Source organism: Pedobacter sp. V48, assembly GCF_000523515.1.
Lineage (GTDB): Bacteria > Bacteroidota > Bacteroidia > Sphingobacteriales > Sphingobacteriaceae > Pedobacter.
Window position 1 is genome coordinate 380,202 of the sequence record NZ_AWRU01000013.1, and the last position, 22,946, is coordinate 403,147.

The 22,946-nt window shown below is 37.2% G+C and carries 28 protein-coding genes; 10 read left to right on the forward strand and 18 right to left on the reverse strand.

The annotated features are described in order from the left end of the window. Positions 1 to 242: 242 nt before the first annotated feature. Positions 243 to 572, reverse strand: a complete 330-nt coding sequence (locus N824_RS13925; RefSeq protein WP_152542268.1) for a hypothetical protein — start codon at positions 570 to 572, stop codon at positions 243 to 245. A 510-nt stretch (positions 573 to 1,082) separates the two neighbouring features. Here N824_RS13925 and N824_RS30280 point away from each other — a divergent pair. Next, positions 1,083 to 1,265, forward strand: coding sequence for a hypothetical protein (locus N824_RS30280; protein WP_152542270.1), 183 nt, complete (start codon positions 1,083 to 1,085; stop codon positions 1,263 to 1,265). Positions 1,266 to 1,673: 408 nt separating this feature from the next. Here the strand turns inward: N824_RS30280 and N824_RS13935 are convergent, their stop codons facing one another. Both N824_RS13935 and N824_RS13940 read right to left on the reverse strand, forming a co-directional pair. Next, positions 1,674 to 1,967: a hypothetical protein gene (locus N824_RS13935; RefSeq protein WP_048905734.1), complete on the reverse strand. Its 294-nt coding sequence runs from the start codon at positions 1,965 to 1,967 to the stop codon at positions 1,674 to 1,676. Between the two features lie 161 nt (positions 1,968 to 2,128). After that, positions 2,129 to 2,404, reverse strand: coding sequence for a hypothetical protein (locus N824_RS13940; protein WP_048905735.1), 276 nt, complete (start codon positions 2,402 to 2,404; stop codon positions 2,129 to 2,131). Between the two features lie 178 nt (positions 2,405 to 2,582). Between N824_RS13940 and N824_RS13945 the strand changes: the two genes are divergently transcribed. Together N824_RS13945 and N824_RS13950 are read left to right on the forward strand one after the other, a co-directional pair. Then, the gene (locus N824_RS13945; protein ID WP_048905736.1) at positions 2,583 to 3,032 is read left to right on the forward strand and encodes a hypothetical protein; all 450 of its coding nucleotides are present in this window, start codon (positions 2,583 to 2,585) and stop codon (positions 3,030 to 3,032) included. Positions 3,033 to 3,038: 6 nt separating this feature from the next. Next, positions 3,039 to 3,239 carry a helix-turn-helix transcriptional regulator gene (locus tag N824_RS13950; protein ID WP_048905793.1) on the forward strand — a complete coding sequence of 67 codons (201 nt, stop codon included), beginning with the start codon at positions 3,039 to 3,041 and terminating at the stop codon, positions 3,237 to 3,239. A gap of 77 nt (positions 3,240 to 3,316) precedes the next feature. Here the strand turns inward: N824_RS13950 and N824_RS13955 are convergent, their stop codons facing one another. Beyond that, a complete protein-coding gene (locus N824_RS13955) occupies positions 3,317 to 4,297 on the reverse strand; it encodes a BtrH N-terminal domain-containing protein (RefSeq protein WP_048905737.1) in 981 nt (326 codons plus the stop codon). Positions 4,298 to 4,509: 212 nt separating this feature from the next. Here N824_RS13955 and N824_RS13960 point away from each other — a divergent pair, with 212 nt between their 5' ends. Further along, the gene (locus tag N824_RS13960) at positions 4,510 to 6,873 is read left to right on the forward strand and encodes an outer membrane beta-barrel family protein (protein WP_161662319.1); all 2,364 of its coding nucleotides are present in this window, start codon (positions 4,510 to 4,512) and stop codon (positions 6,871 to 6,873) included. A 12-nt stretch (positions 6,874 to 6,885) separates the two neighbouring features. Here the strand turns inward: N824_RS13960 and N824_RS13965 are convergent, their stop codons facing one another. The 4 genes from N824_RS13965 to N824_RS13980 all read right to left on the reverse strand — a co-directional run bounded on the left by N824_RS13965 (position 6,886) and on the right by N824_RS13980 (position 10,715). Then, positions 6,886 to 7,251 (reverse strand): glyoxalase superfamily protein, encoded by a 366-nt coding sequence (locus N824_RS13965; protein WP_048905739.1) that lies wholly within the window; start codon positions 7,249 to 7,251, stop codon positions 6,886 to 6,888. Between the two features lie 66 nt (positions 7,252 to 7,317). Beyond that, positions 7,318 to 8,496, reverse strand: coding sequence for a serine hydrolase (locus N824_RS13970; RefSeq protein WP_084498315.1), 1,179 nt, complete (start codon positions 8,494 to 8,496; stop codon positions 7,318 to 7,320). A gap of 144 nt (positions 8,497 to 8,640) precedes the next feature. Next, positions 8,641 to 10,251 carry a two-component regulator propeller domain-containing protein gene (locus tag N824_RS13975; protein WP_048905741.1) on the reverse strand — a complete coding sequence of 537 codons (1,611 nt, stop codon included), beginning with the start codon at positions 10,249 to 10,251 and terminating at the stop codon, positions 8,641 to 8,643. A 179-nt stretch (positions 10,252 to 10,430) separates the two neighbouring features. Then, positions 10,431 to 10,715: a hypothetical protein gene (locus tag N824_RS13980; RefSeq protein ID WP_152542273.1), complete on the reverse strand. Its 285-nt coding sequence runs from the start codon at positions 10,713 to 10,715 to the stop codon at positions 10,431 to 10,433. Positions 10,716 to 10,976: 261 nt separating this feature from the next. Here N824_RS13980 and N824_RS13985 point away from each other — a divergent pair, with 261 nt between their 5' ends. Continuing rightward, positions 10,977 to 11,291 carry a hypothetical protein gene (locus N824_RS13985; RefSeq protein WP_048905743.1) on the forward strand — a complete coding sequence of 105 codons (315 nt, stop codon included), beginning with the start codon at positions 10,977 to 10,979 and terminating at the stop codon, positions 11,289 to 11,291. 237 nt (positions 11,292 to 11,528) lie between these two features. On the opposite strand, the gene N824_RS13990 is transcribed toward N824_RS13985, so the two are convergent. Next, complete coding sequence (locus tag N824_RS13990; protein WP_152542275.1) at positions 11,529 to 11,894, reverse strand: hypothetical protein; 366 nt, start codon at positions 11,892 to 11,894, stop codon at positions 11,529 to 11,531. Between the two features lie 513 nt (positions 11,895 to 12,407). Further along, positions 12,408 to 13,409 (reverse strand): carboxymuconolactone decarboxylase family protein, encoded by a 1,002-nt coding sequence (locus tag N824_RS29135; RefSeq protein WP_200869880.1) that lies wholly within the window; start codon positions 13,407 to 13,409, stop codon positions 12,408 to 12,410. Between the two features lie 266 nt (positions 13,410 to 13,675). Here N824_RS29135 and N824_RS14005 point away from each other — a divergent pair, with 266 nt between their 5' ends. Beyond that, entirely contained in the window at positions 13,676 to 14,578 is a 903-nt protein-coding gene (locus N824_RS14005) for an AraC family transcriptional regulator (protein ID WP_048905745.1), read from the forward strand. Here N824_RS14005 and N824_RS30285 read toward each other — a convergent pair. After that, the gene (locus tag N824_RS30285) at positions 14,572 to 14,790 is read right to left on the reverse strand and encodes a hypothetical protein (RefSeq protein ID WP_152542277.1); all 219 of its coding nucleotides are present in this window, start codon (positions 14,788 to 14,790) and stop codon (positions 14,572 to 14,574) included. The genes N824_RS14005 and N824_RS30285 overlap by 7 nt on opposite strands. A 764-nt stretch (positions 14,791 to 15,554) precedes the next feature. Between N824_RS30285 and N824_RS14015 the strand changes: the two genes are divergently transcribed. Then, positions 15,555 to 16,259 carry an ATP-binding protein gene (locus N824_RS14015; RefSeq protein ID WP_048905746.1) on the forward strand — a complete coding sequence of 235 codons (705 nt, stop codon included), beginning with the start codon at positions 15,555 to 15,557 and terminating at the stop codon, positions 16,257 to 16,259. A 109-nt stretch (positions 16,260 to 16,368) separates the two neighbouring features. Here the strand turns inward: N824_RS14015 and N824_RS35560 are convergent, their stop codons facing one another. The 5 genes from N824_RS35560 to N824_RS14035 all read right to left on the reverse strand — a co-directional run bounded on the left by N824_RS35560 (position 16,369) and on the right by N824_RS14035 (position 19,693). Beyond that, entirely contained in the window at positions 16,369 to 16,530 is a 162-nt protein-coding gene (locus N824_RS35560) for a hypothetical protein (RefSeq protein ID WP_373419285.1), read from the reverse strand. Between the two features lie 87 nt (positions 16,531 to 16,617). Then, on the reverse strand, positions 16,618 to 17,088 hold the full coding sequence (locus N824_RS14020) for a cyclophilin-like fold protein (RefSeq protein WP_048905747.1): 471 nt from the start codon (positions 17,086 to 17,088) through the stop codon (positions 16,618 to 16,620). 4 nt (positions 17,089 to 17,092) lie between these two features. Continuing rightward, the gene (locus N824_RS14025; RefSeq protein ID WP_048905748.1) at positions 17,093 to 18,163 is read right to left on the reverse strand and encodes an alpha/beta hydrolase; all 1,071 of its coding nucleotides are present in this window, start codon (positions 18,161 to 18,163) and stop codon (positions 17,093 to 17,095) included. Positions 18,164 to 18,187: 24 nt separating this feature from the next. Beyond that, a complete protein-coding gene (locus tag N824_RS14030) occupies positions 18,188 to 18,706 on the reverse strand; it encodes a DapH/DapD/GlmU-related protein (RefSeq protein WP_235207122.1) in 519 nt (172 codons plus the stop codon). 108 nt (positions 18,707 to 18,814) lie between these two features. Continuing rightward, positions 18,815 to 19,693 carry an AraC family transcriptional regulator gene (locus N824_RS14035; RefSeq protein ID WP_048905750.1) on the reverse strand — a complete coding sequence of 293 codons (879 nt, stop codon included), beginning with the start codon at positions 19,691 to 19,693 and terminating at the stop codon, positions 18,815 to 18,817. Positions 19,694 to 19,875: 182 nt separating this feature from the next. Between N824_RS14035 and N824_RS14040 the strand changes: the two genes are divergently transcribed. Next, positions 19,876 to 20,367: a hypothetical protein gene (locus N824_RS14040; RefSeq protein ID WP_048905751.1), complete on the forward strand. Its 492-nt coding sequence runs from the start codon at positions 19,876 to 19,878 to the stop codon at positions 20,365 to 20,367. Between the two features lie 59 nt (positions 20,368 to 20,426). Further along, a complete protein-coding gene (locus N824_RS14045; RefSeq protein ID WP_048905752.1) occupies positions 20,427 to 20,867 on the forward strand; it encodes a nuclear transport factor 2 family protein in 441 nt (146 codons plus the stop codon). Between the two features lie 60 nt (positions 20,868 to 20,927). Here the strand turns inward: N824_RS14045 and N824_RS14050 are convergent, their stop codons facing one another. After that, entirely contained in the window at positions 20,928 to 21,320 is a 393-nt protein-coding gene (locus tag N824_RS14050; RefSeq protein ID WP_048905753.1) for a helix-turn-helix domain-containing protein, read from the reverse strand. 277 nt (positions 21,321 to 21,597) lie between these two features. Here N824_RS14050 and N824_RS14055 point away from each other — a divergent pair, with 277 nt between their 5' ends. After that, the gene (locus N824_RS14055) at positions 21,598 to 22,107 is read left to right on the forward strand and encodes a hypothetical protein (RefSeq protein ID WP_048905754.1); all 510 of its coding nucleotides are present in this window, start codon (positions 21,598 to 21,600) and stop codon (positions 22,105 to 22,107) included. Positions 22,108 to 22,433: 326 nt separating this feature from the next. On the opposite strand, the gene N824_RS14060 is transcribed toward N824_RS14055, so the two are convergent. Next, positions 22,434 to 22,892, reverse strand: a complete 459-nt coding sequence (locus tag N824_RS14060; RefSeq protein ID WP_084498318.1) for an ABC transporter permease — start codon at positions 22,890 to 22,892, stop codon at positions 22,434 to 22,436. Between the last annotated feature and the right edge of the window lie 54 nt (positions 22,893 to 22,946).

Here is a 22,946-nt window from a genome sequence, read left to right on the forward strand (position 1 = left end):
ACATAAATCTAATACAATTCCTAAACATCTGTATCTGTTATTTGCTTACAGATTCTTACATGAATTTATCATTAATGTAGTCTGATCTATTGTAAGCGGATCTATCCCGGTCATTTCCTTAAAACTCTGCCATTTTTTTTGGTGTTGAGTTTTCTTTAATATGGGCATGCCCTGCCAGCACAACTAACCTGGCATCTTTATTTAACTTAAGGGAATTATCCACACAGTCTTCCAAAAGATAGTTAGTCGATGATGGATTTAAGGTTTTTATAGCTGTATTTTGCAATAGGATCATTAACTAATTTCACTACCAATCCATTTAATTCTGAACCGCGATAGCCCATTCCTTTTGTTCGGCGTATTTCTTCCAATTTATGCCAATCTTCAACTAAAATAAGAAGGTTTCCATTTTGTTGGCTACCAAAAACGCGAACATCGAGGTACTCTTTTGTTCCAATCTTCTTATAATTGTTGAAGATATAGGTTATTTTGCAAGAGCTGCCATTATTCGTTTTACATGATATGGTAGCAATAACAAGAAATAAGCAAACAACGGTTCTCAATTTCATCATGTGTAATTACAAAAGTTTATGATAAAGCTAGTAAATATATTTGACACAATTTTAGCATGCCGAGAAGCCTGATTTTTCAAATGAGCACCAACGATCACGGTTTCCTTTCCCCGTGGTCCCTAACTCACTTTCTATTTTCATTAATTATTCGCTTTTGGAAATACTGAATTACTGTTGAATTATCTTTGATAATCTCAATTTTTAACTCGGTGCTGCTTGGAAATGAATAATTGCATTTTATAATCTTCCCATCCTTGAACTTTAATGTTAATTGGCGTGTTCGCTTATCAATACTATAGGATGTGAGGCTTACTTGACTAGTGTCGCCCACCTATTTATAAATTGTAGGTCCAAAAATATAACTTGAGATTACGAGGAGCCAGAACACTATCCTTACGCATTTCTTTTTGTAAAGTCCATTCAATAGGATGTTGATTTAACCAATCGCCAGTTAGTTCATTGGTTTGGTCTGTATACTTAAATAATTATTGCAAGTAAAAGTAACTAACGATGGCAATTATAGCCACATTAAATATGACTTCGATGATGTTTGATTTTGCTTTTGATCCTTTACCAACAATTGTTAAAAATAGAGACCTTATGCGGTCCCTTTCAAATGCGAAGATCAATAAATTAAGAAATAGAAGGCTTAAAGATATAATTTTTGTTGCTGGCCAAAGGTCTAATGAATAATTAATAAGAACCACATTAAGTGTTATTTGCAACATTAAAATAGCACCTAATAAAGTTGTTCTTTTAAAAAACAAAAGTAAAGCAGGCATTAGTTCTAAAAAACCTAAAAGCATTTGAAACCAAGAAGAATATCCCAAAAACACCCAGGCCAACTGTCTGCTGGATAGGTTTTCGAGTGTTTGCGTATCTGTCCAAATGGAACCCGGAAGTGCAAATTAAGTTTTTAGGTTTTAGGCAAGGCGTAGATGAGCATAACTAACCCTAGGGAATACCTGACTATGCCAAGGTGTAGGTGTTTTGTTTTTAAAAAAGCAATAATGGATTGTATCATTTGAAGGGCGTTAATTTAAATTAGGGATCTTAATTCCGATTGGTAAATAATTGAATCTATGTTGAGGTACGTTATATTTAAACAAATATCAAGCTATCATCAACTGGCGCTCCTGTTTCATTTTCATAATAAAAATACTTTCCTATTAAACGCTTGTCTGGCGAAATCAATTGAAGTTTTACTTCTATTACAAATGTATCTATCTCATATTTAAGAAATTTCACACATACAAAATCCTCCATCAAGATAATATCATTTATTGGAATATTATTCTCGTCTTTTAGGTAACCATTATCGGGGTTCAAAATACATTTATTGAAAGCAAGCTTTGCTTTCGAGTATAGGTTTTTTAAAGAATCAGCTTCTATCATAATTTAAGAGTCATTCGGTTGGTATTAATATATCTCTTATGATAAAATCTCTGGTAATGCCATACCTTTCAAATTTACCAATTAGCATTTGAACATGTAATATTACTTTTGGCCCGAATTGGTCTCCCCATGAGTCCCATATCAGATTGAATAATTTTCGTTCATCCCCACCTTAAGGGATAAAGCGTAGTGTCCTTAACTTTAAATTGGGCAGCGTCATAAGTAAATTGCCATATTACTTCTGGATGTTGCCTCTGAAATTGTAGGAAACGGTACCTATTTACACCACCAATCATCCCAAGGTTTTTATCATAGTTCGCAATAAATTGTATATTAGTAACTGAATAACCCTCCTTTGGTAAGATCACAGGAGCTTTTAGCAAGGGATCTATATTAACCGGCTTATATTTTTCACTTTTACTGGTTTGGCCTTTCATTCCGATATACAACAGTATAAAACATGGAAGTAAATAGGGTGATTTTCATATTTGGTGATTGAGCGGTATTTTTAAATATACTGCAATTTATTAAATGTGTAACAAACATATTTAGTAAAATATACTTGACATTTTGATATATATATTTTACATTTGATCAAGTAAACTAGATATAAATATGAAAAATCAATTTCTTCTTCCTGCAAAGTTTCGCCTTATCGGCTGGGTTACATTTTTGCTTTTCTTGGCGTTGGGTATCCTCACCGAATCTTATGGATACAACATACCCGGTTTTCAGATCTATTATCCAAATGATGGTGGATCTGCTGACTACAATTTAACTAATGAACTTGCATTTTCGGGCGTCATAATTGGTTTACTCATGGTTTCGTTCGCCAGGCACATGAATGAAGATGAACTAATAAGCAAAATTAGATTAGAATCGTGGAAATGGGCAGTCCTGATAAGCTATGCGATCTTATTAATTTTGAATTTCACATCTTATGGTCTTGGGTTTGTGTTTATAGTTACTTATAATGTAGTTACGCTTTTGCTTGTTTACATTATAAAGTTCAACTACAGCTTGTATTTGTTGAATAAAAATTTAAAAAATAGTGAGGACTACTAATTGGCCATGAAAAATTCAATACGAGTCCAACGGGCAATAAAAAATATAACTCAAGCCGAATTAGCTAGCTTAGTAAATGTATCCAGGCAAACCATTAATACCATGGAATCAGGCAAATATATCCCTTCAACTGTACTGTCTTTGAAGATAGCCGCTATCTTCGGAGTTTCTGTGGAACAGGTGTTTGAATTGGAAGAAGGAGATTGAGATAGCCCTCACTTCCAATGTAGCGGCTAGTGGAGGTGAGGGCACTTGCTATAGAATACCTTGATCTGGATTACTGATTATATTGTTATCAATATTTCCATCGTTGTTTTTTCTTTGTTGGATATTGTTTTTAGTATCTCTGATGCTTGTTGAATGCATGTATAATCTTTGGTGAGGCTCGCTTTCTCGAACAGTTGAGAAACTAAAGTCCAAAGTTTGGCAATTTCTGCAAATGCTTCATGTGCTAATTTCAATTTGTCGATTTTGAGCAACTCGTTACTTTCTTTCAAAAAATCTCGATACAGGTTTCGGAATAATGCTCCACCTGTGCCTGCTTTTTCCATAAGCATTGCAGATGCTTTAAAATCGTTTTCTACGTCTTTACTTGTTTTAAACCATTTGAGTATTTCAGTACTCGTTTTCAAAATTCCCTTGTAGCCAATATTCGTAATTGGTGGATTAAGATAATCGGCAGCATTATTTCTGATTGCTGTAATAATTGCATTTTTTAAATCAAAATCATGGCCTGTCTTATCTAATGTATAATACAAGTTTTTAGATGACATCGGACCTTTTTCCGCTCTTGCTAATGCCAAACTTTTTAAACTAGTTTTTACTTGTCCGCCTTGTTGTTTAGTATCAACCAAGAAAGCATTTTCATTGTCGTAACCGTAAATTGCGGTATAATGCCCTGCAAAATGAAATGGTTGTGAAAAATATTGCAAATGAAAACAGTCTAACTTTAAGCCAACTGTCCGTCCGTTGTCAATAAGTTCTTTTACGCTATCCCAAGCCTTCTGAGTTGATGTAGCTTCTTTTACAGTTAACTTAAGGTTTAAATTTCTTGCAATATTTTGGGTTAAAAGGTCTGTTTTTATTCGGCCACCAATGAAAGGAAAATTCATTGATTTCATATTCCAAAATATAAATCCTAAACCTTCGCCCAAGCCAAAAAGCATTGGTTCAGAAAGTTCAATATCAAGTTGCCGCAACAAAGTGCCTGTTGCAGTAGTTTCACAATGTTGGCCGTCAAACGGTTTTAAGTTCTCAATTTCCATTCTTTAATCATAGGCTGAATATGACTTACTTCAATCATTAATTCTATCTATGTTGAGGAACGCCATATTTAAACTTTTATACCTAAGTAAAGATAGTAATAATATAAAAATTGGAGTAAGGATCTCTCCTATCGCAGACACGACATTGGGTGTTATGGACAAGCAACTTTTTTTAATTTTTTGTGTCTTTTATGCAAACCAACCAAATTTATATGAAATTATTTTTCTACAAAGTCTGCACATTAAGTTTTCTTTTGCTTTTAAGTTTGATTCATAAAAGTTTTGCACAGACTGTTTCTGGCAGGGTAATAGAAGCCGGAGGTAAGGGAATTGAAAGTGCAACCATAACAGTTTTAAACGCTGCAGACTCAACCGTGGTAAAATATGAGGCAAGTAACAAACAGGGTTATTTCGAGGTCACTAATTTAAATAACGGCGTATTTACAGTTAAAGTTTCGTGCATAGGCTACAACAGCCAGTTGTTAAACAATATTAAATTTGACGGCTCTTCTGTTAAATTAACTGATGTAGTTCTCAACAAGCAATTAAAAGAGCTCAGGGAAGTCGCCATTGAAAGTAAACGTCCTGTTCTTGAACGAAAGGTTGATCGATGGATATTTAACTTGAACAACACTATGGTGGGAAATGGTTCTTCCCTCTTTGAGGCTTTGCAGGTGGCGCCTTTTTTAAAGGTATCCGACAATGGCGTTTCTATGGCGGGCAAAGGCGGCTTGGGGGTTATGGTAAATGAGAAAATAGTTTATTTAAGCGGAACAGACCTGACTAATTATCTGAAAGCACTCAGATCTGAAGGTGTGGAAAAAATCGAGATCATTACCAACCCACCAGCAAAATATGAGGCACAGGGGGATGCGGGCCTGATTAACATTGTTTTAAAGAAAAACGAATCTCTGGGATTGCGCGGATCATTAAGTTCAACATATCGGCAAGGCTTTTACGCCTCCTATAATAACAATCTGGCTCTTTTTTTCCGCTCAAAAAAAGTTAACAGCTCTTTTACATTTGGCCAATCACGTTATCACAATATGCAGGATAATTGGCTCAATATGGTTGGAAACTCTAGTCAAATTCTTAGTAACGAGCAGCGTATATCAATTACACCAGGTTTGCAGGCTGGCTTAAGTATAGATTATGAGTTAAACAAGCGCAATAACATCGGGTTTATTTATAATATTTCACAAAGCAAAGAGAACGATGTCTTTGTTAATAGTTATAGCTATGGTAAGAGCAATACTGTAGACTCGATTTTGAACACTAACGGCGAAATGTTTAGGCCATTATTTGCACAGACCTTAAATGTGTACCACGATTTAATGATTGATTCGGCCGGAAAGAAATTAAGTAGCTCTGTTAATTTTTTCTCGAACAGGCCTGAAATAAGAAATAATTTTGTTTCTGAATCTGAAAGCACCTATGCTGCAGTTCGCAATAATAACTCGTCAAAATACAATATCTGGTCTATTCAATCAGATTTAACATTACCTTATAAATGGGCTAAAATAGAAACAGGTGTTAAGTTCGCCAATTTTAATAATAATGCTGATGTGGATTACTATAATTACGTTCACGAAGATTTCTTGTTGGACAAAACGCGCAGCAACGAATTCAACTATACCGAAAAAAACCTGGCCTCCTATTTCAGTATGTCATCTGAACTTTCAAAAAAATTGACGTTGACGGCAGGATTGCGTTATGAGTACACGATGACGGATGGTTATTCGCCTACTTTAGACCAGCGTCATAAGCGTAATTATGGTGCCCTGTTCCCTACGGCCTATGTTGTTTACAAAGCTGACGAAAGCAATGTTTTGTCTTTAAATTATTCGAGGCGGATTAACCGACCGGGCCTCAGTTCCTTAAATCCCTTTGCCTATTATACAAACATTTATACTTATTTTATCGGAAATCCACTCCTCTTACCTTCATACAGTAACAACTTCGAACTTAACTACCTATATAAAGGCATGGTTTCTTTTACTGTATTTACACAACATGCAAGTGATGTAAATTCATTACTTACAACGATTGAGGGGCCATTAGTGGTGTCAAGTGGAGGAAATTTTATAAGCCGGGATAACGTGGGAGCCTATGTTTCCATTAACCGGACATTTCTTAAGTGGTGGGAAAATAGCAGCTCGGCCTCTTTTTTTTATTCATCCTCAAAATCCAAAATAGAAGCTATTCACATTCAAAACGGAAGCTCTGCATCGTTTAGTTTTAACAATAATTTCAAGGCAACTAAACTGTTAAATTTATATCTGAACTACAGCCAGAGCCTTCCTTCAATCAGTGGGAATACATACACGTACAGTGTACGTGATTTCAGGGTAGGTGCCAGATTAAAGTTGCTTAACGATAATTTGATCGTCAACCCATCGTATTTTCTGGGTACGGTAAACAAATATGAGACACGTTTTAGTGAATTTTTGCGGACGGAAACAGCAGACTATTATTATAAAACCTTCGGTCTTGGTCTTACCTACTTATTCGGAAGGTCAAAGGTTTCCGGAAACAACAAGAACATATCTTTTGATGAGAAAGGAAGGGCTCAATAGTAATATAAAACGTTATTCTTCTTCAGCGAAAGTGATCCTATTACCAAAAGGATCATAAACAGTTACCGTAATGGCTTTGGGATTCCAATCGGGCACTTCCAAACCTGGGTGGTTATATTTATATTTCTTGTCGTTTAACTCTTTATGATAAGCACGAAGACCTTTAAAGTCCTCAATAAATACGTGTGAACCAGGACTTGCATCACCATGATGTTCTGACAGGTTTAAAGTAATGTCCCTTAATGTTACCTCCAGATATATGGGGGCATCATCGTGATGCGGGTGCTCCCAATTGATTTTAAAGCCCAGCCAGTTTATATAGAATTCGATGGCTTTATCATAATCAAATATTCTTAAAATTGGTTTAACTGTACTCATAATAGCTACAACGTTTCCTTGAACATAAAGTTTACAACCCGACAGAAAATATTTTATGCCGTGTTATCAGTTTGATAGCGCTAATTTAATCTTATCACCTAATATTGATACGTTGTCCTGACTAAGGTTGTCATTAACAAGTATCATTATCCCTATTTTGTCTTCGGGATAGGCCAAACAAAGAGTACTAAATCCGATACCTGTACGGCCGCTATGATAAAGTGTGCGTTTCCCTTTATTATTTTCAATCATCCAACTTAATCCTATTGCTGTACTATCTGATTGGCGAAAAGTGACCTTATGCGATAGCTTAATAGCGGGATCAGTTTCTTTGACATTAGCTATTACGTATTTTAGCATATCCGACATTGTTGAATTCATACTTGGCCCTCCAGGGTAAAAAAGGTTGGTGTTAATTTCGTTAGTTTTGTTAACCGTAAGATCATACCACTGTACAGGACGTGATGCATCTTTATATCCTTGAATAAAACGGCTTAATTGATTCACAGGGATTTTTGTCCTTGTGTCATAGAGCCCAAGATGATTTTTTAAATATTTTGTGACCAGCTGCTCATAGGGCTGATGGTAAATGCGTTCAAGTAAAAGAATAAGGATTGTCATAGCGTTGCCGTTATATTCATATTTAGCTCCTGGTATGGTGTCAAGCTTGAAATGATGCATATCCTTCATTAAAGTATCTTGACTATATTTTGCAAAAAAATCAATCTGTTTAGGAAGGCTGATATTCTTTATACTATCCATAGTTTTTGCCGAAAAATTTCGGGATGACTTCGGGAGCGCAGAAGTATGATTAGCTATGTCAATCAACCTTACAGGGTGGCCATCGTATTGCAAATTTGGATACTCTCCCGGTAGATATTTACGGATGTCGTCTTCTAAACTTGCTTTCTTTTCTATTACAGCTTCAGCAAGCATAATTCCAATATATGTCTTGGCTACAGAGCCTAAATTAAACAACTGATTCGCCTTAATAAGTTGGCCACTGCCTTTTATTGATTCACCGTAGTTGTAGATTAAACTGTGCCCCTCTCGATAAATGGCAATTGAAAGACCAACTGTTCCTGGATTAGCCATGTAATCTGCTGCTGCCACCTGGACAGCCACATCCAGCTTGTCTTTCAGTGGGTTATCGGTAATTAATTTCTCTGTTTGTGACCAGCATGTTATAGAAACCAAACAAAGCACAATAGTTGCAGATAATGTTAAGTTCTTTTTTTTCATCATTTAACTTTTACACTATGATGCATAACAAGGTACCTTGTTACATAATAGAACGAATATTTAAGGATTAGCACAACTACCAATACCCTTCCAGTCATCTCGAGGGAAGTTTCTGAATTTAGATAAAGTCTTTTAAGGATTCAGGCGTTATTTTTTTGCTACGATTTTTATAAAGAGTTTAACGTCGTCCGAAATAGTTCCATCACCAGACTTATCAAAGTGCTTTTCTGATCCAGAATCAATACCCCAATCTGTTCGATCAATGATCAGCGTGCCATTTACCACAACAGTTCCGTCCATTCCGTCCTTAAAAAGCATATTGGTTGGAAACGTAACTGTCTTCGTGATCCCCTCAATGGTCAGGTTCCCAGTAACTTTTATAGTTGCCACACCTTCAATGGTCATGTTCCCGTTCCTCCCTTCAGTTTTTCCATCATTCAATGTTTCAACCTTCGTAATTACGAATGTAGAAACAGGGAATTTTTTGACATCAAAAAAATCAGGAAATATATTGTGCGGACCCGGATCATGATATTTTCGTTCAATAGTATTCATACCAACTTCAACAGTACCGCCTGCTAGATGACCGTTTTCGATCAGCAATTCTCCTTTTAATATATCGACTTCCCCTGCAGCGGAACCATCACTAATTAACTCAGTACCTTCCCATGCACCAAACAGCATAGAACCTTTCCATACGACAGCACTTTGCTTCGTATCTATGCTATATTTTTTCTGACCCTCTTTATTATAAAAGTCCGTGATGGTCTTTCCATTATAACGATACACTCCGGTCGCAGATCCAAACCAAATACTTCCATCGTTAGCTTCCAATAGCCCGAAAAAAGCGTCTCCTAACATAATTTCGGTTACCGTGGGCTCCTTACTATACAAGGACTTTGCATCATAACGGGACAGTGCCCAGACCGCCACATGAGCAGTATTTACCGGACCAGTAGTCCAGATGTTTCCTTCTTTATCTTCGATTATAGCATAAGCACCTCTCTCCGATACATTAGTAAAGGTACTGCCGTCATAGCGCCAAAGGCCATTGGTCACGTCACCAAGCCAAATATTGCCTTTTCTATCTTCGATTATACTCCAAACATTTGTAAAAGTTTTGCCCTTGTGGATTAACGGGTTAAATGTTTTCCCGTCATAAACAAAAGCATCGCCCCTTGTGCCAACCCATAATTTCCCGGTTTTATCTTCAATGATTGTAGTAATATCATTGTTCCAATTTCCTCCCTTATAAACACGCGAGGGGCCCGGAGTTTTAAAATTTCGAAAAGACTTCCCATCGTAACGGCTTATTCCACCTCCAGTGCCGAACCAAATAATGCCGGCTTTATCTTCATAAACAGACATAACCCGATTATTGGCAAGTCCCTCTGTGGTAGTGAAATGTTGAATGGATTTCCCGTTGTAATAATAAACGCCTGAATCAGTAGAAGTGAACCAAATATTTCCTTTTCTATCTTCAAGGACATCCCAGAATCGGTGCGAGCCTATTTTACTTGTAAAATTAGTAAAAGATTTTCCATCGTATCGAAAAACATCACCAAATGATGAATTGTTAGGGCCAGCAATTAAAATGGCGCCATTTCTGCCTTTTTTTATATTACGAACCATTATGTTAGGTCCTATGTCTTTAATTTCGGGTTTGATATTATCTTTTGGTGCGTTTGTTTGGTTTTGTCCACAGGAAGAGAGAAAAACAGACATTACGAACAAAGCATAGACGTGTATGTATTTCATACCTTTTTATTTATTAATCCTATTAGAATTGATTCAGCGAATCTACTTTGATATTTTACGGCGCGACGAATTTGGATTGTAAATAAAAATGTAAACTTTGTAAATAAAATCTTGGTTTTACCTCTCCAATGGTGATTTATGGATTTGATGGATAAGAAATTCTTTTCCTATCGATAGATTTAAGCAGTTTTCAATTCTTTTTGGAGCTGAAAGAAATGCTCTTTAATTTTCAATCTGGTATCATAATCTGAAAAACGTTCGATATTGATCACCTGCACTTCATCTTTTTCCAAATATGCCTTGATCTCATCCAGCCCGAAATCAATATGTTTTACCATCTTGATATCAATAAGACCAGATCCATTATGGGTTTTATATTCAACCTGGTCTGCCCGCCATTCAATAAATAATCCAGCATCTTTTGACCATAATTTACCTAGCAAAGACCAGAATATCGTACCCATCGTTAAGGTTTTGATGTAATCGCTTCTGAAAGTTTCGGCTGATAATACCACAAACAGCCACGCCGCTAAATATATAGCTCCGCATATATTAAAATTTTCAAATTCTTGAATTTTGCACTTAATTCGATTCTGTCTGTTACAGCCATAATTAAAGATAATGATATATGTAGTACGACTGAAGATTATATCGGTAGATGCATAGATGTGAATTCATTGTAAAGTTGACGCCAACTTTTTGTATATTGGGGAAACCAATATACTATGGCAAAGAACTTATTGATTGTGTTGCTACTAATTGTAGCATTGGGCTGTAAAAAAAATAAATTCAGCGATGACGACACTAACCTTTATAAGTGGAAAAGACATTTGTATAGGGCGCCAGTGATAAAGGAGGAACCTGCCCTGTTTTATTCAAGAGATGGAAAAATTGGAGAAAATAGGATGGCGATTCTGGTAACTTCAGATTATGTTATTCTGACCGAATACCGCAAGGATAAACAACAGGATAGCATCTACAAAGCCAGTGGAAAAATGCAAGTTTATAAGTACGAAAAAGTAGGAAGAATAGATAATTGACCAATCTTATTCATAAAAAAAAGCTTCACATTCAATTGGTTATAATTAACAGTCGCATTATATACCCCCGCTATCTTTCCTGCAGCATTTAACAGAAATAAAAATGAATATGCTTTTCCATAAACAACAGTTTCCTTTTTTTTTTGTCTTTGAAGATCTTTTCACTAAAGGGCAGAACCTCCGCATATAATCGATTTGATTGTATGTCAGTAAAAAACAGAATAAAATCTGGTGCACCTATAGCTGACCTACTATACGTCCGAGTTGTGTTGTGTTGATATAATCAACATTCAGTCTTTTATCTTCTCCATGCAAGGAATCTGTTACGCGATTAACAATAGGCTGCTGATAACTAGATATATGGAACATAGAAAATCCCTTGATATAATTTTTGAATATTAAATCCGGTAAGACAGAAGCCATCTTGAAACAGATGACTTCTTCCGATAAATAGATGTTGACATCTGTTTTCTTATCCCATTCTATAAAACTTTTATTTTCTAGGATATATTTCAAAGCATCAGAATAAACACCGTTACTAGTCTGACCTTTCAGTCCAATAGACAACATTATAAAACATGAAAGCAATGGTATGATTTTCATGATTGGTTGATTGAGAGACATTTTTAAATATACTGCACTTTTTGAAATGTTTGAGGAGCTGTTAGAAGGCAGATATTTAATTCCATTGTCAAGGGGATCTCTCCTATCGTCGAAATGACAACCTAAATCATCTACAACCGTTAAACCAGATGTGTAGGCTAATCTTCTGTTGATGTAAACAAATAAGCAAATATATCGAAGTCCGCATTGTTAAAATTGAAACTACTAACTTTATGAGTTTCCATTTTTTCGTGCGCTCGCAAAGATACCTCATTATCGCTTCGAATAAATAATATTCCTTCTCGATTCGGTTCCTGACGTAAAAGTTCTTTAAACATTCGTTGAGCCAGCCCCAAACAATACGATCTTATTTACATCTACGAGCGCATGATGTTCTGGGGAGCAACAAACATTGACGGGCACGGTTTGACACTGAAGAAAACAGGCCAACCAATTTACAGATTCCGCTAATTAGAAAATAAGACCATATTAAAAACTAGATCGCAACATATTTTAATTCAATTTCTTAAAAATCTCCAACATTGTTTCTTTGTCAAGGCTGGTCATGTCTATCAACGCTAATGATTTAACCATTTTAAGGGTATTGGTTTTATAGTGCTGAAAATGAGGCGTCTTTAAATGCGATTGATAGGATGCCTTACTAGCATAAATCTCTATAATTCTTATTTGTGTTGGGTTTTTCTGCGCATACATTGGGAAAATAGCAATCACTCCGGGTTCTAATTTAACAGACGCGGCTGCTTCTTCTTTTAAAATGGCACTGTATTGTTGCNGGTMTTCTGGCAGAATTTCAWKYKCWRAAATACGTACCAACATATCTGGTTCGACAGCTGAAACTGTAGGTTGCGATAGTAGCATACGCAATGTATTGGATTGAGTCTTACTAACACATTGCTCAATTAAAACCGCAATTTGCAGCATTTGACTATCAGTAATCCCAGTGTTTTTTCCCATGCCGATGTGTGCCCTCAACTGTGATTCTACCCCCATCATTGCAGTTAATGCCGAAATGGTTGCCAATTCCCGTTGCTGGTAAGTAAGTATATCGCTATTAAAAATGTCTGCAAATAAATGCTCTTTTAAGAAAGCATCGATACGAGGTGCGAATTCCCCAAAACCAGGTGCAGGTTTTACTTGTGTTGTTTTGGTCAATATCTCTAAAATTTTTCTGCCTTGCTCGTATTTATCGATTGTACTGTCAGGTGTAACTATATTCCTTCCCTGCTGATCACGAATGCCTTTGGATTTTCTTTCTTCCAGAACACTCATAAAAAGGCCTATTGCATTCAGGCTCCTGGGGAAACCACAGTAAGCATATAGTTGTGTTAAAACTTCTTTTATTTCATTAATAGTTAACCCAACATCCAGTCCTGTGTTTAGCTGAAGTTTTAGTTTCTCCAAATCTCCTGTAGCCATAAGTGCAGAAATGTTTACAATACTTTGTTGCGAAGGGTTTAAGACGGTATTTGTATCCGATTTATTTTGTGCGTTCATTGTGTTTACATTGATTATCATTACAAAAAAAAAGCAACCAATAAATAATCTTTTTTTAGACATAGTTTATTGTTTAAAATAGGTGTTCATAAATAAATGCTTAAAGAGGACTATTCTCCTGATTATTTCTAATACAAATCTCGACAGTTGAAGCTCTGGGGGTCTTATACAAAATACGGTTTTATTTACCACTTTTACTAATAATGCAGCAAAGCGGCTGTGTATCAGGATTGGTTTATTAAATTTGTATCTGCAAGTTTTATACTATGAAGGACGTTGAAAGGATTAATACCGTAAGGCAGTATAACGAATCTATGGGTGTAGACACATTGCATCCCTTGGTAAGCGTAGTTAATTTTGATGAGATCCCTACTTATCAATATTTCAGACGGTATATGGGAGTTTATGCTGTTTTCTTAAAGTATATAAAGTGCGGAGATATGCGTTATGGTTGTCAACCCTATGATTACGAAGATGGAACACTTGTATTTATATCGCCGGGTCAGGTATATGGTATTGACAGCAATGGAGAAATTATTAAGCCTTCAGGAAGGGCTTTAGTATTTCATCCTGAGTTGATTGTTGGGACCCATCTGGGGAAACATATAAAGGATTATTCTTTTTTTTCTTATGAGGTGAACGAAGCTCTTCATTTGTCGAAAAAAGAAAGAGCAACCATTAATGATTGTTTTGATAAGATCTCAGCAGAAATTGATTTGAATATCGACAAGCATAGTAAAACATTAATTGTGTCGAATATTGAACTTTTTCTCAATTACTGTATGCGTTTTTATGATCGTCAATTCCTAACCCGTACCAATGTCAATAATGATTTTTTGGTGCGATTTGAAAACCTATTAAATGGTTACTTCAAATCCGATTTGACACAAAATTTAGGCTTGCCCACGGTAGCCTGGTGCGCAGAACAATTGCATTTATCGCCAAATTATTTTGGGGATTTAATAAAGAAAGAAACCGGAAATACTGCATTGGATTACATTCAATCGAAATTAATAGACGAAGCCAAGATTAAAATATTTGATCCGTTTAAATCCATAAATAATATTGCAGATGAATTAGGGTTTAAATACCAACAGCACTTTACACGCCTGTTCAAACAGAGAACAGGAATGACGCCAAATGAGTATAGGCGAAGTAAATATTACTGATTGTCGAATAAGATCGATGTCATTTGCTTAGGGTCATCTATAAATCCCTTGTATAATTGATAAGTATCCGACTCATTGTACTTCACTTTAATTATTCCCTCTGGTGTCATCTGATAAATAGTGGCGTCAGGATAAGCTAATATAATTGGTGAGTGTGTGGCAATAATGAATTGAGAACGTTTATTAGCCAACTTGTCTATTCGTGCCAACATCGCCATCGGCGGGTAAATGGACAACACAGACTCTGGTTCATCCAGAATATAAACCCTGACCCTCCAAAACGATTCATGAAAAGCGCCCAGAATGACTCTCCATGAGATTGCCTATGAAAGGACTTGCCTCCAAAAGAATCGATGATGTGTCCTCCTAGCCCGGGTTCGGAATCCCTCATGTCAATCTCAAAAGCCAGATTTTAGAAACTCTCACTTCTTAAAAAGACGCCATCTCGCATTCTTTGAACACCCATAGAAATTTTTAAATAATTATGTAAGTCAGCGTGGGTAGCTTGTGTATCAAAATTGAAATTACTACCACCTTCGGCATTAAAGCCTAAATTAACCGTTATTGACTACAGTAAAGTTGATTTACCCATTCCATTTTCGCCAATTAAATAGGTCACYYWYGSNTGASNATACTATTTTTTTAAAATGTTTTAGGGTTGGAATGTTAAAAGGATAATCTGTGGGTGAACCCTATGACAAATCTAGTTGAACAGTGTTGATGTATCCGTAAAAATCCATAATTCCCTAATTTTTCTTGCAATTATAAGGGAAAATGGTATTATAGGCGCAATAATATATTCCTTCGGCTGTATTTATTTTAAGAATTAGAAATGTGGGGTGTATTTGGGGATTATTTTAATGTAAATTCCTGAGAATCTGTATATGGCTCCATTTTTGTAATAAGTAAGTATATAGGAAATGGAGGTCTTCACCTTGATGGGACTTAATACTGCACGCTTTCAACTAGATGGAGAATGTATACATATAATTATTTTATTAACGATAGCGAAAAGGTGTTGCTGAACGACCTTTTTGTGGACGAAACGAATAAGCAAATAATTACGCGGTTAATACGTGAACATCGTTATTTTAAAGAGTTAAACGAATATGGTTTACCGATTGACAACAAAATATTGCTGAATGTAAGCCCAGGGTGTGGCAAAACTTTCACAGTTAAGGCCATCGCATCTGGCTTGGATAAAAATTTAATTGTATTAAATTTAAATAATATTATCTCTGGTTCTATTAATGACATCACACACAACATTAAAACTGTTTTTAATATTGCAGCTAAAGAAAAAGCAGTATTATTTATTGACGAGTTTGATGAGGTAAGTAAAGTAAGAAGTACTGATATAAAAGATGAGGATAATATGGGCCTATTAGTGAACACAATGATTCATCTGATTGATTATTATCCGGATAACGCATTACTGATCTGTGCTACAGATTATAGTGAATTTATTGAACCATCATTGCTCCGCTGTTTTGACCTTAGTGTTACCATCCGGAAACCCTCACCAGAACTTCTGGATGATTATTATGATAATCTATTGTCGCGTTTCCCCAAAAATTTACGTTCGATTGAACGCATGTACAGTATATCTTTTGCTCAGGCAAGGGAGCATGCTTTGGCTGCTATAAAGAAGGCCATGATAGATCAAATAGAATCGCGTTAAATATCTTGTTACCTGCCACTTATTGTCTGGCTCATTAAGGAATTGCAAGCTGTTGAGGTGAATGGAACCTTGGAATCAAAAATTGGAACGCTTCGAAGAAATTATAGACTCAGCACAGGATAAGTTTGCAGATGCATTTTGGAATTGGCAGCGCAATTATTAAAGTAACAAATATCAGCGCTCCAACAAGTCCATTCCACAAGGGTTTTCCTTCTTTCAACCCTAACCAGATAAGGTAAACACCACCGATTTCACAAAGCCCGGGCAGCACAAATTTGGTTATTTACTCGTTTTGTTTTTTGCCCTGGCCGCTGTACAGCCTATGGCATTTGTTGAGGTTACGGTTAGTGCCTGGGCATTAATCCAGTCTATATTTTACCGTAATGCTGCCCGAACCCAATGCCTCAGCTAATCCAGAAATATTATCTACACGGCCAAGTCTAGTATAACTATATGAAGTTGAAAAACTTTTGTAGAAAAGCACCAAAGTACGAGAACCATACAGCATTAAATCTCCGTTCTGTATCGTTCCCGGATTTGAAGAATTTGCTGGCAGACTTTTTGGAAGGTCGAAGTACTTTTCATTCCCGTTTAACTCCGCCATATTAATGGTCAAAGGGAGCATATCCTCAAAGGCTTTCCTAGCACTATTGTCAGCTATTGTGACTGTAAAAGCTCTTGAGCCGATGGTTAATTTGATTTTATTGTTTGCCATTTTTGTAGTGTCAACAAGATCAGGATTAATATTGCTTTTGCTTTTGTCAAATGATGATGCACTGCATCTAATCACCAGCATCAGTAAGGCAGAGATTAAAAATGAATGTTTCATAACGCTATTTTAGGTGTGTTTTAAAAAACAATTCGAGCTTATCAAAAGGGATAACACCAACTTTATCATATAAATCAACATGAACTGCATTTGGAATGATCACTAGTTCCTTAGGCTCTGCAGCCATCTTATATATGTCCTCACTGAAATAGCGTGAATGTGCATTAGCTCCTGCTATCAACAGAATTGGTCGCGGAGAGATCTCTTTAATGTAAGATAACAATGGCATGTTCATAAATGATAATGGATTTGTGACAAGCCATGCGCCGTTTGAATTGACCGAATTAGGATGAAAGCCACGTGGGGTACGATAGTAGTTAAAATAATCTACAACGAACTGAGGCTCATCTCCCTTCAATTTCTCAGGCAAATTACGAGGTCCATCTGCCGGGCCTCCATTTTCGGCATCTTTCCAACGTTGTTGGCTAATCTTCTCAAGCATTTGGGTACGTTGTTCAATAGTCATCAAGTCATTATAACCTTTCGACATTACTCTGGTCATGTCATACATACTAGTTGTGGCCACAGCCTTCACGCGTTTATCAACAGCCACCGCATTTAGTGCCATCCCGCCAAAACCACAGATTCCAATAATTCCTATTTTATTCCTGTCAATAAATGGCTGTAATCCAAGATAGTCAACTGCTGCGCTGAAATCTTCGGTATTAATATCCGGTGAGGCTACGTTTCTTGGTTCGCCACCACTCTCGCCGGTATAAGATGGGTCGAATGCGATTGCAGCAAAGCCACGTTCAGCCATTATATTGGCATATATACCTGAAGATTGCTGTTTAACTGCACCAAATGGTCCACTAATGGCAAGTGCAGCTAAATTTTCGTTAGCATGGTTTTTAGGCAGATATAGATCGCCAGATAACATAATTCCATAACGGTTTTTAAAAGTAACTTTTTGGCGTGTAACCTTATCGCTTAATTTGAATGTATAATGTTCTGATTGTTCTGTAGTATTCATTTTCTTTAAATTTTTATTAGATGATCTTTTTTCCGCGGTTTGTGCGGTTAACTGAGTAATAGCTACCAGCATTGCGACCATTGTTAGTGTTAAATTTTTCATTGTCATTTATTGTTATTTATTTCATTAAATTATATCTATTTCTTTAAGGATTTTTGCAGGAACGCCACCTACTATGGTATTAGCTGGAACATCTTTTGAAACTACAGCACCTGCAGCAACAATCGAATTCTCACCGATGGTTACTCCTGGAAGTATAATTGCTCCAGCACCGATCCATGCATTTTGTTTAATTAGGATGGGTTGGCAGGACATTCCACGCCTTTCGCTTGGCGATAAAGGATGGTTTTCCGTTACAAGGTTTACTCTGGGACCGATGAGCACATGGTCTTCGAGCGTAATACCGCCCATATCTAAAAAAGAACAGGCATGATTGATAAAAACTTGACGGCCTATCTTGATGGATTTGCCAAAGTTCGTGTGGAATGGAACAAACACAGTTGTGCTCTTATCTAATGGATAACCAATAATCTCACTCAGCTTCTCCCTGGCTTCGTCATTACTTGTCGAGTTGTTGAGTCCGGGAGCTAGCGCTAGTGTACGGTTAACTACTTCATCTACCTTGTAAAATTCTGGATCATGCAAACGGACAAGCTCGCCGTTCCTTAGTCTGTGGAAGATATCTTTCATGCCACAAAGTTCGGTAACTGCTACCCTTGTGGTTAAAGATTATCAAACCGATACTTAAGAATTTCAAACCAGTGCTTCGCGAAAGGCAGTTGGATTGGTTCCAGTCACCTTTTTAAAGAAGTTGTTGAAATAGGTTGGGTATTCGAAACCCAGTGCATAGGCAATTTCGGAAATGTTCCATGCTGTGTGCTGTAGCAAGGCTTTTGCTTCTGAGATAATGCGTTCAGTAATATGAGCGGTGGTTGGTTTACCTGTAATTTCCTTAACAGCCCTATTTAGGTAGTTGGCATGTACGTTTAGGGCAAGAGCATAATCTTGTGCCGTTTTGAACTGTAGCGGCCTATCAGTGGTTTCGACTGGAAATTGCCTTTCCAGCAGCTCAAAGAACACAGAGGTTAAACGACCTGCGGCATTCTTGTGCTGGTCGAAGTCGGCAGACGGCTGTATCTTTAGTGCTTCATGGATAATCAGATTAATATAATTTCTGATCAGATCATCTTTATAAGCATAATCGCTCTTTTGTTCCTCGATCATTTGAAGGAATATGGAGTTCAAAAAACCTCTCTTACCTTCATCTATCTTTATTATCGGTGTACCTCCTATTTTGAACAAGGGAGAATGTTGTAAGCTCTCGCTCCGTTCCGAAGCGCTAAAAAAATCTTCCGAAAAAAGCACTGTATAACCCACATAGGTTGTAGAAAGCGTTTCCCATGAATATGGAACGTGCGGATTGCCAAAGAACAGGATTGTACCTTCATGTTCAAAGCTCCTGTCAGCATAATGGACAATGCTTTTTCCCGTAGTCAGACAGATTTTATAGAAGTCCTTGCGGTTATAGATTCGTGTAGCATGACTATCTGCCTCAAGTTGCCAAACATTAAAGCCTTTCAGTTTTAGTTCGCTATTGAATTCTGATACCGGACGTTCGATTTTTGCACCCATGGTACAAAGTTAAGAAATTCAAATCAACTACCCGAATTCATTATTCCGTTCTGTGCTACAATTGTACACCTGTTACTTCATAACCTTTAGGTAACTACTAATAATTTGTAACCAAATATACTATAATTTTGCTGGCATCAAAAACGAATAAATAATTAAACGAATTGTAAACGACATTAAATATGGGACTAGAACAAATAATAGATTCTTCGATACTGGACATCTTTCCGCTTATGCCCTCAACAGGTGCCTGGCCATTTACGATGATCCGCATTGACCGCAACGAACTTTCTGGCCTTGAGATGGATAAGACCTTGTTTGCCCCTTTTCAGTTGCTTGTTCTTAAAAGGACTGATTTTAATGATAAGGCTCTACTTGACTATGCAAGAAAATCTAAGGAGTATCAGGCCATTCTCCCTCCTTTCAGGTCTGATTTCCTTGCGAATTATAGCAACATGATAGACAGTGAAAAGGAATTACTGGAATGGGTGGATAAGACTACGAGTTTAGCAATTGGACTTGTCATCAACACCGCGCTGCTTAAGGGAATACAGTTCAGTCCAATTGGAACAGACCTTTCTGCCTTGGATTTACTGATGGGACTTGATCAAAAAAATCTTAAGGCCTATCAATTACTCGACGCTTATCAGCTCGACCCATCATTTCTGGCATAACGGAAGCAGCATTATCGCACTCGCAAAAAATAGAACTTTTACATATAAAACTAAAAATCATGACATTAGAAATTTTAAAAATCAAAGAAGAATTAAGGGACTTAATAGATGCTTACGCCTATTTAAGTGATGAGAAAAAGATCTCGGAAGTAATGGATTTATTTACACCAGATACCACATACAAAGTTTATATGGGTGGCTTTTTAGCAGCAAATGTTTCTGGAACAGAATCCATGGAAAAAGAATTTAACGGGCATGCATCGTTGGTAAAGACCTATTTTACCATGAACGGGCAGCATACAGTAAAAATTGATGGAAATACCGCTACAGGTGTTTCATTTTCTGAACTTAAGATGATAAGAGAGGTTGAAGGCAAGAGTGTAATTACTGATTATAGTGTTAAATACGATGACAAATATGTGTGTCTAAATGGAAAATGGCTAATAAAGGAGCGTATCGGCTACTTTATAATGGTAGAGGAAAGACCACTGAGCAATTAGGGTTATTTTGGGGCATGGGGCCTTGTAGCCCCATTCTTTAATAAATACTAGCTGTGGCATTTAACCTTTTGAAGGTTTAGACGACCTTTCACTTTTAATTTTTTCCCGGTGCTGAATGCCCCATTCGGTCATTGCGGCAACAACCTTTTCAAGTGTATGACTATAGGGAAGCAATTGATATTCGATAGTTACCGGGTAACCCACAGCAATCTTTTTAATTATAAATCCGTTCATTTCCAGTTCCTTCAGTTCACTTGATAGCACCCTGGCAGAAATACCTTTGACCTGTCTCTGAAGCTCTGAAAATCTATTATTCCCCCTTGCCATTGCAATTATTATCATCAGCTTCCATTTGCCACCTACGGCATATAGTGCGTCTGATACCGCGTTGAGTACTTTGGTACATTCTTCGGTAAACTCTTTATTTACAGGTTGCTCTTCTGTTTGTTCCATGAAACAATGTTGATATTATCTGATAACCTTTAGGTAACAGATAATAATTTATTAGCAAATATAAGGTAATTTTGGTTAGTATATTGGCTTATAAATACTAAATCCAATATTGCCACCTCGTCATTTCGAGGCAAAGAGAGAGTTCTTGCCCAGGCGAGTGGCTTCAAATTGGTATAGCCAAGTGATCGCTCCTATCGTCGAGATGACCTAGTGTTAGTCTGGAGGATAATTTCTGGGCTATTTGCGATGTTGAAACCAAATAAATATCTTCGTGCCTATGAAAATATTACGCTACTCGATTTTACTACTGGTTCTTTTTTCCGTGCTGCCAGGTTGCAAAAAAAATGGGGAGAACTCTGATCGTTGTGATGGTATCCTGAATGAAAATCCACCGTTAAAGGTTATGATTGTCCTTGCCGATAAGCAGACAGGAGACAACCTGATTCTTAAAGAAGGGCTTACCGCGACTGATTTGAAGATAACGTTGGAAGGAACAGCTACGCCACTTACGAACTTGCGCATTGTCAATATCCCAGGTTCACCGTTGATTGGGATGCTTGAACTAGCTGTTTTTCATGCAAAGGCTGGTGAATACCGGTACAAGATTGAAACCAAAGGCCTATCTGATGTTGAGTTTTCTTATACCATTAAGCAGGTTAAGAGTGATAGCCCGTGTAAGCTATATTATTATCCGTTAGAAGGGCTTAAGGCAACGAATCAGGATTATACGAAGTTGGAAATTGGAGATAAAATCTATTCCAATGGGATGAAAGTGTTGCTAAAGTAAAGTGGAGAGTACAGCCCCCTTCACTCTTTAGAAAGATAAACGCTATCGCTCACGGCTTCTAACCAAACAGTTTGCCCTTTTTTCTCTGCCAGTAATGGCTACCACTGCGCAAAGTCTATCAACCATTACTGCGCGTGCGCTAGTGCTGCACGGTGATAATGACAACTTTTTTCCTGTTAAAATCCTTGTAAGCATTTTCCGCTCTATACCCAATGCCGAATAGTGGATTATTCCCGGTGGCGACCGTGTTCCAATTTATGATGCTTCGGTTCCATTCACTTCAACAACACTGCGGTTCCTTGACGGGCCGGATAGCAAATAGGATTTTACCCTTTTCTTTTATACACGCGCATCGCAAAAACATAAGCCATAAACAAAATTCCTATGCACCAGGCAAGAGCAATCCATATCTCATTACCTACCGGCTGGTTGAATAGTAGAGCACGGATAGTCTCTACTATAGAGGTAACCGGCTGATTTTCGGCAAAGGCGCGAACTGGTCCCGGCATACTCTGAGTAGGAACAAAAGCGGAGCTGATTAATGGTAAGAAGTGAATTGGATAGGCAATTGCTGCCGCACCATCTATTGTTTTTGCCGACAATCCGGCGATAGCAGCGATCCACGTAAGTGCCAGCGTAAACAGCGCAAGTATACCCGCCACGGCAAGCCACTCAAAGACTCCGGCCGGCGAACGGAAACCCATTAGGAGTGCAACTAAAATAATTACGGCAATTGAGATCAYTATGGATACCATCATCACCGTTACTATTATGCCCATTGCCATGATGCTGTTGTTCGTCTATGTGCTAGGGAGCTAAGATCGGAAGAGCGTCGTGTA

Bases quoted from the DNA above. Each gene is read 5' to 3' on its own strand.
- N824_RS14040 (WP_048905751.1), top strand. From the start codon at position 19,876: ATGGGACTAGAACAAATAATAGATTCTTCGATACTGGACATCTTTCCG.
- N824_RS14015 (WP_048905746.1), top strand. From the start codon at position 15,555: ATGTATACATATAATTATTTTATTAACGATAGCGAAAAGGTGTTGCTG.
- N824_RS14050 (WP_048905753.1), bottom strand. From the start codon at position 21,320: ATGGAACAAACAGAAGAGCAACCTGTAAATAAAGAGTTTACCGAAGAA.
- N824_RS13970 (WP_084498315.1), bottom strand. From the start codon at position 8,496: ATGATGAAAAAAAAGAACTTAACATTATCTGCAACTATTGTGCTTTGT.
- N824_RS13950 (WP_048905793.1), top strand. From the start codon at position 3,039: ATGAAAAATTCAATACGAGTCCAACGGGCAATAAAAAATATAACTCAA.
- N824_RS13945 (WP_048905736.1), top strand. From the start codon at position 2,583: ATGAAAAATCAATTTCTTCTTCCTGCAAAGTTTCGCCTTATCGGCTGG.
- N824_RS13935 (WP_048905734.1), bottom strand. From the start codon at position 1,967: ATGATAGAAGCTGATTCTTTAAAAAACCTATACTCGAAAGCAAAGCTT.
- N824_RS14025 (WP_048905748.1), bottom strand. From the start codon at position 18,163: ATGAAAAATTTAACACTAACAATGGTCGCAATGCTGGTAGCTATTACT.
- N824_RS30285 (WP_152542277.1), bottom strand. From the start codon at position 14,790: ATGTTGGCACGAATAGACAAGTTGGCTAATAAACGTTCTCAATTCATT.
- N824_RS14035 (WP_048905750.1), bottom strand. From the start codon at position 19,693: ATGGGTGCAAAAATCGAACGTCCGGTATCAGAATTCAATAGCGAACTA.
- N824_RS13955 (WP_048905737.1), bottom strand. From the start codon at position 4,297: ATGGAAATTGAGAACTTAAAACCGTTTGACGGCCAACATTGTGAAACT.
- N824_RS14045 (WP_048905752.1), top strand. From the start codon at position 20,427: ATGACATTAGAAATTTTAAAAATCAAAGAAGAATTAAGGGACTTAATA.
- N824_RS13990 (WP_152542275.1), bottom strand. From the start codon at position 11,894: ATGAAAATCATACCATTGCTTTCATGTTTTATAATGTTGTCTATTGGA.
- N824_RS14055 (WP_048905754.1), top strand. From the start codon at position 21,598: ATGAAAATATTACGCTACTCGATTTTACTACTGGTTCTTTTTTCCGTG.
- N824_RS13980 (WP_152542273.1), bottom strand. From the start codon at position 10,715: ATGGGTACGATATTCTGGTCTTTGCTAGGTAAATTATGGTCAAAAGAT.
- N824_RS14005 (WP_048905745.1), top strand. From the start codon at position 13,676: ATGAAGGACGTTGAAAGGATTAATACCGTAAGGCAGTATAACGAATCT.
- N824_RS30280 (WP_152542270.1), top strand. From the start codon at position 1,083: ATGGCAATTATAGCCACATTAAATATGACTTCGATGATGTTTGATTTT.
- N824_RS13965 (WP_048905739.1), bottom strand. From the start codon at position 7,251: ATGAGTACAGTTAAACCAATTTTAAGAATATTTGATTATGATAAAGCC.
- N824_RS13975 (WP_048905741.1), bottom strand. From the start codon at position 10,251: ATGAAATACATACACGTCTATGCTTTGTTCGTAATGTCTGTTTTTCTC.
- N824_RS13985 (WP_048905743.1), top strand. From the start codon at position 10,977: ATGGCAAAGAACTTATTGATTGTGTTGCTACTAATTGTAGCATTGGGC.
- N824_RS14020 (WP_048905747.1), bottom strand. From the start codon at position 17,088: ATGAAACATTCATTTTTAATCTCTGCCTTACTGATGCTGGTGATTAGA.
- N824_RS13925 (WP_152542268.1), bottom strand. From the start codon at position 572: ATGATGAAATTGAGAACCGTTGTTTGCTTATTTCTTGTTATTGCTACC.
- N824_RS13960 (WP_161662319.1), top strand. From the start codon at position 4,510: ATGAAATTATTTTTCTACAAAGTCTGCACATTAAGTTTTCTTTTGCTT.
- N824_RS13940 (WP_048905735.1), bottom strand. From the start codon at position 2,404: ATGAAAGGCCAAACCAGTAAAAGTGAAAAATATAAGCCGGTTAATATA.